This is a genomic window from Paenibacillus sp. O199 (genome assembly GCF_001636635.1).
Taxonomy (GTDB): Bacteria; Bacillota; Bacilli; order Paenibacillales; family Paenibacillaceae; genus Paenibacillus; species Paenibacillus marchantiae.
In genome coordinates this window covers 1-6370 of record NZ_LGRP01000076.1, presented here as the reverse complement: position 1 = coordinate 6370, position 6370 = coordinate 1, and the positions used below count along the sequence as shown (strand labels likewise).

Annotated in this window: 9 protein-coding genes and 1 pseudogene; all 10 read right to left on the bottom strand. The window is 36.1% G+C overall.

The features are described 5' to 3' along the window. Nucleotides 1-228, bottom strand: a pseudogene (locus tag A6049_RS32000) (hypothetical protein); the annotation flags it as partial. Nucleotides 229-245: 17 nt separating this feature from the next. Continuing rightward, nucleotides 246-1220: a hypothetical protein gene (locus tag A6049_RS31995; protein ID WP_063568433.1), complete on the bottom strand. Its 975-nt coding sequence runs from the start codon at nt 1218-1220 to the stop codon at nt 246-248. Nucleotides 1221-1238: 18 nt separating this feature from the next. Continuing rightward, nucleotides 1239-1895: a hypothetical protein gene (locus A6049_RS33840; protein WP_240321608.1), complete on the bottom strand. Its 657-nt coding sequence runs from the start codon at nt 1893-1895 to the stop codon at nt 1239-1241. 292 nt (nt 1896-2187) lie between these two features. After that, entirely contained in the window at nt 2188-2898 is a 711-nt protein-coding gene (locus A6049_RS31985) for a pentapeptide repeat-containing protein (protein ID WP_063568432.1), read from the bottom strand. A gap of 23 nt (nt 2899-2921) precedes the next feature. Beyond that, the gene (locus A6049_RS31980; RefSeq protein ID WP_090810042.1) at nt 2922-3701 is read right to left on the bottom strand and encodes a hypothetical protein; all 780 of its coding nucleotides are present in this window, start codon (nt 3699-3701) and stop codon (nt 2922-2924) included. Nucleotides 3702-3733: 32 nt separating this feature from the next. Then, the gene (locus A6049_RS31975; protein WP_240321607.1) at nt 3734-4204 is read right to left on the bottom strand and encodes an ADP-ribosyltransferase; all 471 of its coding nucleotides are present in this window, start codon (nt 4202-4204) and stop codon (nt 3734-3736) included. A gap of 43 nt (nt 4205-4247) precedes the next feature. Beyond that, a complete protein-coding gene (locus tag A6049_RS34310) occupies nt 4248-4838 on the bottom strand; it encodes a hypothetical protein (protein ID WP_240321606.1) in 591 nt (196 codons plus the stop codon). A 61-nt stretch (nt 4839-4899) separates the two neighbouring features. Then, nucleotides 4900-5064 (bottom strand): hypothetical protein, encoded by a 165-nt coding sequence (locus A6049_RS33540; protein ID WP_205412068.1) that lies wholly within the window; start codon nt 5062-5064, stop codon nt 4900-4902. Nucleotides 5065-5268: 204 nt separating this feature from the next. After that, nucleotides 5269-5757, bottom strand: coding sequence for an antitoxin YezG family protein (locus A6049_RS31970; RefSeq protein ID WP_063568430.1), 489 nt, complete (start codon nt 5755-5757; stop codon nt 5269-5271). Nucleotides 5758-5761: 4 nt separating this feature from the next. Next, the coding region (locus A6049_RS31965; RefSeq protein ID WP_240321605.1) for a DNA/RNA non-specific endonuclease at nt 5762-6370 on the bottom strand (609 nt) is incomplete at its 5' end.

Here is a 6370-nt window from a genome sequence, read left to right as displayed (position 1 = left end):
CTCATCTGGGGTTCCCAGTTCAATGTCGTGATTGAACTCATAGTCCAAGATATAGTTCACGATTTCATGACTCTCTTCTCCTTTATAATCCAGAAACAAAAACCTCTTCGTCGCCAAACCGTGGTTCAACATACTGAAATACGCCAGTGACTCGTCCGGGTCATTCAAGATATGTTCAACGTCCTCCTGATCCTTGAAAATCAAAGGCACCAAATCTTCCTCTTCCATATCATTGCCCTCCTCTCTTATTGAAATAGGTCTCCATGTTGATTAGGAATATATTCAGGATAATTTTTGCGGTAAAAGTCATCGATCATTCTCAGCATAGGGTCCCATTCTGGGTATGTTTCAGGATCTTGAATCGACATTTTAGCTTCTGCCGTGTTCATGAGAAAATCATCAAAATGGTCTGGATTGGGCAGCCCTTGTTTTTTTCGCATATGAAGTAAGAACAATATCTCGTAAGGGTAAAATGCATACTTAAAGTCCCCAAACTCTCCTAACTGTCCAACCTCTGCAGCTAAATTCGAGTGATGTAAAGACATTTCAGAAATCATTGTAATTAATTCTTGAACATTTACTGTTCTCCATTTTCCCAACACCTTTTCATACACTTCAAGATCTTCAGGAATTAAACCGTTCTTCATCCCTAATTCATTCAAATTTTTCTTCAAGTTTCTTGATAATTCTTGATTCGTTCCTGATATAGTCTCATCTCTAAACTGTAAATATAGCTCAAGTAAAAACCACAAATGTTTATTCCAATCGTTCGCATCCATAAATTTAGTTCCGAGTTTCGTCACTAGAAAATTGAATAGAATTTTCTCTTCTTTCTCCCAACCAAACATAGTGAAGTGAATCAATGCTATAACAACTTTTTTGAATGAATATTCCAGTATCATGTCAGGATAACGTTCCTTATACAAATCTTGTACCATACATTGATAAAAAACAACTTTTTGTATAGTTTTAAGATTTTCGACACTATCTCCTTTATTAATTAGTACATCATTTTTCCATCTTGAGAGATAGTAAGATGATATTGTATCTAAATTTATCAATAAAACATGATCCATATCAGTTTCATTTGACTCAACAATATCAATACTTTCATTAAGGTTTTCATTATATTCTTTTTGCACGTCTTCAAGCTTAATTCCATCAATAAAGTTTCTGCTATATCTTTTAAAAGCCATTTCCAACTTTTTTTGGTTTATCATAATAGGCCTCCTTTGATATCAATCTATTTCATTGTTCCAATCTTTCACTTTCAAAACATCTACACCAAAACCAGTTTTAGTTATTTTTACGTCAGTTTCAACCCTAATATAGTCATATTGCAATCCAGGATTTTGTTTTTTAAGCTTTTTTATTTCTTCTTTGAACTTAGCATATCTTGGATCTGTACTCTCAAGCATCTGTTCGAAATAATTTTTACCGCCTGATTTTTGCGCCTTAGAATAGGAAAAACTTCCCCACATTGATGCCTTAGATTCAATTATGGTCAACTTAGGTGGTGGTCCTTTGGATAAGAAAGTCCCATCTATACCATTCCTTCCAACTTGGAATAAATCTGAAATATCCTTGCCTAAGTTGTTATCCTTAGCAATTTGTTTGGCTACTTCCTCTCCAAAGTCACCTTTATCATGATGATAATATTTTGAATTATCTATTTTCCGCTCATACCCTTCTACATTGGATACATCGTAATTATGACTAATATCATCTGGTGTATCCAGCTTATTGGCCAGCTTACTCCGTTCACGCCTTAATTTCTTAAGTTCTTCTTTACTTGCCCCTTCTTTTTTCGCGTTTCTTAAGACCTTGCTAGTGCACCAGAGATGGCATCTCTGGCATTTGCCAATAACCGGAATGAAACTAGCCTTATCCAGCACATTTTTGAGTGATACCCATCACTTTGCTCTAGAAGCCATTTTCTCTTCCGGTTCCTCTTCTCTCTCACCTGACCACTGACTAAAAACATCTTTTCTGGCTATTGTAGTCAAAAGAAAAACACTCTCCAATTATTATAAATAACGAGAGAATGTTGATTTCATTTTTCCAATATATTCCGTATCATAGAACAAAATAACGAAGTGTTGAATACGTCTTTTTCGAGTATTTCTTCATCTATAAAAGAGATTCTTTTTTTGCAGGCTGTTCCAAACCCCAGACTTGTTATAGGCATCAAATTAGTCTTTCTACTTGTTCTCTTATCTCCTCATCGAATTTGCATCCCTCTACTTTAGCTCCTTTCCAAATTACATTTTGAAGATTCGCTCCAGTAAAATCGGCACCACTGAAGTCTCCATTACGAAGATCAGCTCCATTGAAGTTACTACTTATAAATATTGCATTTAGAGCAATAACATCCGACAGGTTTGCTCCGATAAAGTCTGCTTCTTTAAAATTACCATTTGTAAGGTTTGCTCCGCATAAATCGCATTCATCGAAAATAGAAACTTCACCATTTATCCCTGTCATATTGGAAAAGCGAAATGTTGCCTTTTGAAGTGCTGATCCGTACAAACTGCCATTAGTGAAATCAGTATAATCAAAGCATGTATCTGTACATGTACTTATTTTAATTTCTGTATTCTTCATTTGAGCCTTAAAAAAGTTTGCCTTACTCAGAACACAATCAGCTATATCAGCGTATTCAAGATTACAACTATCAAAATCGGTAGAAATAAATTCACAGTCACGAAATGAAACTTCAACAAAAGATGTCGCCCTAAAATTTATTTCGTTTGCATATAAGCGTTTAGCAATAATTTCAGATAGGTCTAAGAATGAGAGATCTGCCTCTGATATTCTCAAGTCATCAATCAATTCCTTGTTTAATTTGTAATTATTTATAAATTCAGAAGCTTCATCTCTGTCTTTTATATGTCTCACAGTTACACTCCTTCGAAAATATTTTAGTTTCTCATGTAATCCTTCCATTTGTTATTTGGGTTAAATGTAACCCCCATGTTGTCTTCAAAGTTTGGAACAGCAATGACCTCAACTTGATTCAAATATTCCATGACTTCCACCCATCGTTCTAACAGATGTTCTAAATCAGATTCCCAAGGATTTTCCACAAGATCAATTCGTATTCCTCCCCAGCTTAAATCTTTAATAACAGCGGGGCTTTTCACTATTACATCTCTACCAAACATTTCTAAAATATCTCCACTCAAGTACGTTCTCATTCCGATACCCAAAGGCCCATTAGGAAAAAACTTTACCGGAACAGGATATGAACTTAAGTTCATCCATTTATGATTTCTTTCTTTTTCAGTCTGCCACGGCGTTACAGCAGGCCAAGAAATATGAGTTACTCCGTAACGTGGCTTAACCGTTTCAGCGATCTGATCGGACAACTCAAAAAAATCTTTCCTATACTTACCATTCATAGATTTATCGAAAGAAAACTTAAGAAAAGATCGTAAGTTAGAATTCAAATCAAAGTAACCTGAATATTTGACAATTTTATCTCGTCGGAGATGTACTTCTGATATTTGCGGAATATCATAGAAAGATTTTGCTATAATTTCATCGCGATTGTAGCTTACACTGGTTGTTTCACTATTCCCCCATGTAGTGGGAGTAAATTTATCATTTGATTCAAAATTATCCAATAAACGATTCAAAGCCTGTTTTTCTCCTAACTTGACTGTCGGATACATTAATATATTAAATAAATTCGGTTTCACTTCTGACATCCTACCTCCTCTTAATGTGTTCTTTAAAGTTTTTTCCAGTAACCTCCCCCTGGTAAGTCAGGGTCAGCTATCCATTGATGCGTTGTTTTACCGTTAGCAGGGTCAACATAGTAAATATCGCTTTGTTCCCCTAGCGGCCCACTGGGTCTTGGTTTTGGAGGAACTCCTTTCAAATCTGGCAAATCACTAGATATTGTTACAACATGACGACCATTTACTTTGTCTTCAATCATTTCACGTTGAGCACGCATTTGATCGTCATTATATATAACCTGATCCTCTCCACCAGTTTTATGCTTATGATCATGTACTAGCTCTATCTTCCCTTCTTTATTTCGACCTATGCTGTCTGGTCGTGTTTCTACTCCTTCGGATGATATATATTTAATAACTGGTGCTTCGTTGTTATTTTCTATTTTGCGACCTAATTGGCCTTCTAAAGCCTGTCTACCTTTGCCCTCTTCTGTTGCTCCACGTTGACTACTGTTTTTCAACCTATCATTGACTACGTCCCATTTATCTCGGGACAATGGCTGCTTACCAAGATTTTTTTTGTTTCTGTACGTAACGTTCATATCTTGCATCATCAGCTGCTTTGTTGTTACCACGTTTTTCAGCCTCATCAATTTTGTTACGGTAGTGCTTCTCTTGCTCACTTGTTAATCCATTCTTATTTAACTTACCAGGTTCATTTTTTGAAGATTCTCCATCTTTTGTATCCTTCTTACCGTCTTTATTATCCCCAGAGGATTTAGAACTTCCTGAATCCCCAGAGCTTTTATTGTTTGTGCTGATTCCCTGATTCTGATTCTTCTTATACTTACTATTCAACATACTTAATAGAATCATTGCTTTGGTAATTGTATCCGAATCCACATATTGACTTAGTTGTTCTAAGCCATAATTCATCGCCTCACTGATCAGCAAGTTCTGCATGAATCCGGTCGCCATGCCGCCCGCCGTCTTGAGTCCGTTCGCCAGTTTCGGCGACTTCATCATCAGATCGTTCAGCTTGCTCTTCAGCTTATTCGCTAGATCCGCTGGACTAAAGTTGCTCGCAAGTCCCTTCGCCTTGGTCATGACCTTGCCCAGCACTGTTGCTATGTAGATACATTTCTTATTTTCCAATCAAAATAGGCAGGCTCCCGTAATCTAACCAGAACCTGCCTAACCTCTTTTTCAAACGCTATTAAATATAATACTGAATATATCGCTCTTTTTCAGGAATATCCTCATTTCCTAACAAATCCACCTGCGTTAAAGCATCCTTGTGCTCAAGTTCCGCAATGAATAGAGCATAGAAATCACCAGTTGTGGGATAAGTAAATAATGCCATACCCTTTCGGAGAGACATTCCTCCTTTATAGTTCAAGAGAGAAAGAGCTTGAAAGTTTAACACTTATAAAGTTTTAATCATTTAATTTTTGGTTTGTTGATTTATTGTATGGTATAGTCTGTAAACGCAGTCTACATTTTTGGTTAGTTAATATTGTTATTGATTATACGATGTAATAATTTGGCGATAGATAACCTAAATATTTACTTTTTATCTAATTTATCAAATTGGATCATCCGGAAATTCTTCAGAATACCTAGTTATCAGATTTTGTAAAGCCATATCTTGAGGAGTCTCATTTAAGTATTTGTATTTCCAAATGATAAGTTGGTCACTAAAACTATAGTTGGTATCAAACCATTTTGTATAATCAAAGTGAACTTTTAATTTTCCTGTCCTGTCTAAATTTAAAGTAAAGGAATACCATAATTCTTGACCGTCATCTTTAAATATTTCTCTCATTTGTTCAGCTAATGATAGAAGTTTTCTTTTATTTAATTTAAATTCCCTCTCGTTCACTTGATATTTGAAAGGAATTTCAAGGCTATATTCATACCTCTCCGGATTCGTTTCTGGTAGGTAGAAAAAATATGTACCTCCACCATCATCAGAAATTTGAGCATAAAAGTAAAATTCCAGCCAATCTTCCTGTATCATTTCATTAACCGTTTCCGCTATCTGCTGGTATAAACTGTTTAGTATTTTCTCCATTACTTCAGCCTCCTGATTGATTTTTCATTGTTTTCTCAAAAATTCCTTTGCCTTCAATTTCATAAACTACTTCAAAAGCATCTGGTCTCATTGAATTGCCCGAATAGATTGGTTCAATCTTCACTGTAACTTTTTTAGGTGGATCTTCTTTGAGCGCATTGACCCAATCAGTCTCCATTTCATACCATACTCCACCACTTCGATTAATCTGGCTATTTTGTGGGACGAGGTTATCAATGTCCTTCGGTCCTTTAAATTGTGCCCCTATTAAGTGTCCACCATCATCATCAGGTAACCGACCTTGCCCTTTCCCTACCGTCCTCTGGGCATATTCACTACGGTCTCCTTTACCAAGCACAAGTGCTCCTTCACATTCAATAATACGCCCTTGGCTATCCGTACGATAAGTATAACCATCTGGCGATGTGTATTCCACGTTCGGTTTTAAAACCTTTTTTCTACCTTTCTTTGTAAAGTGATCTCCATACTTAACCGTTTCATAAACTGGTTGTTTAGAATTAACATCAGTACCGTTCTTATCCTTCTTGGTATCAGATGTCGACGAATCCTTTGAATCGTCTCCAGTTTTCCCTTTGGATTTATCCGCTTCCTG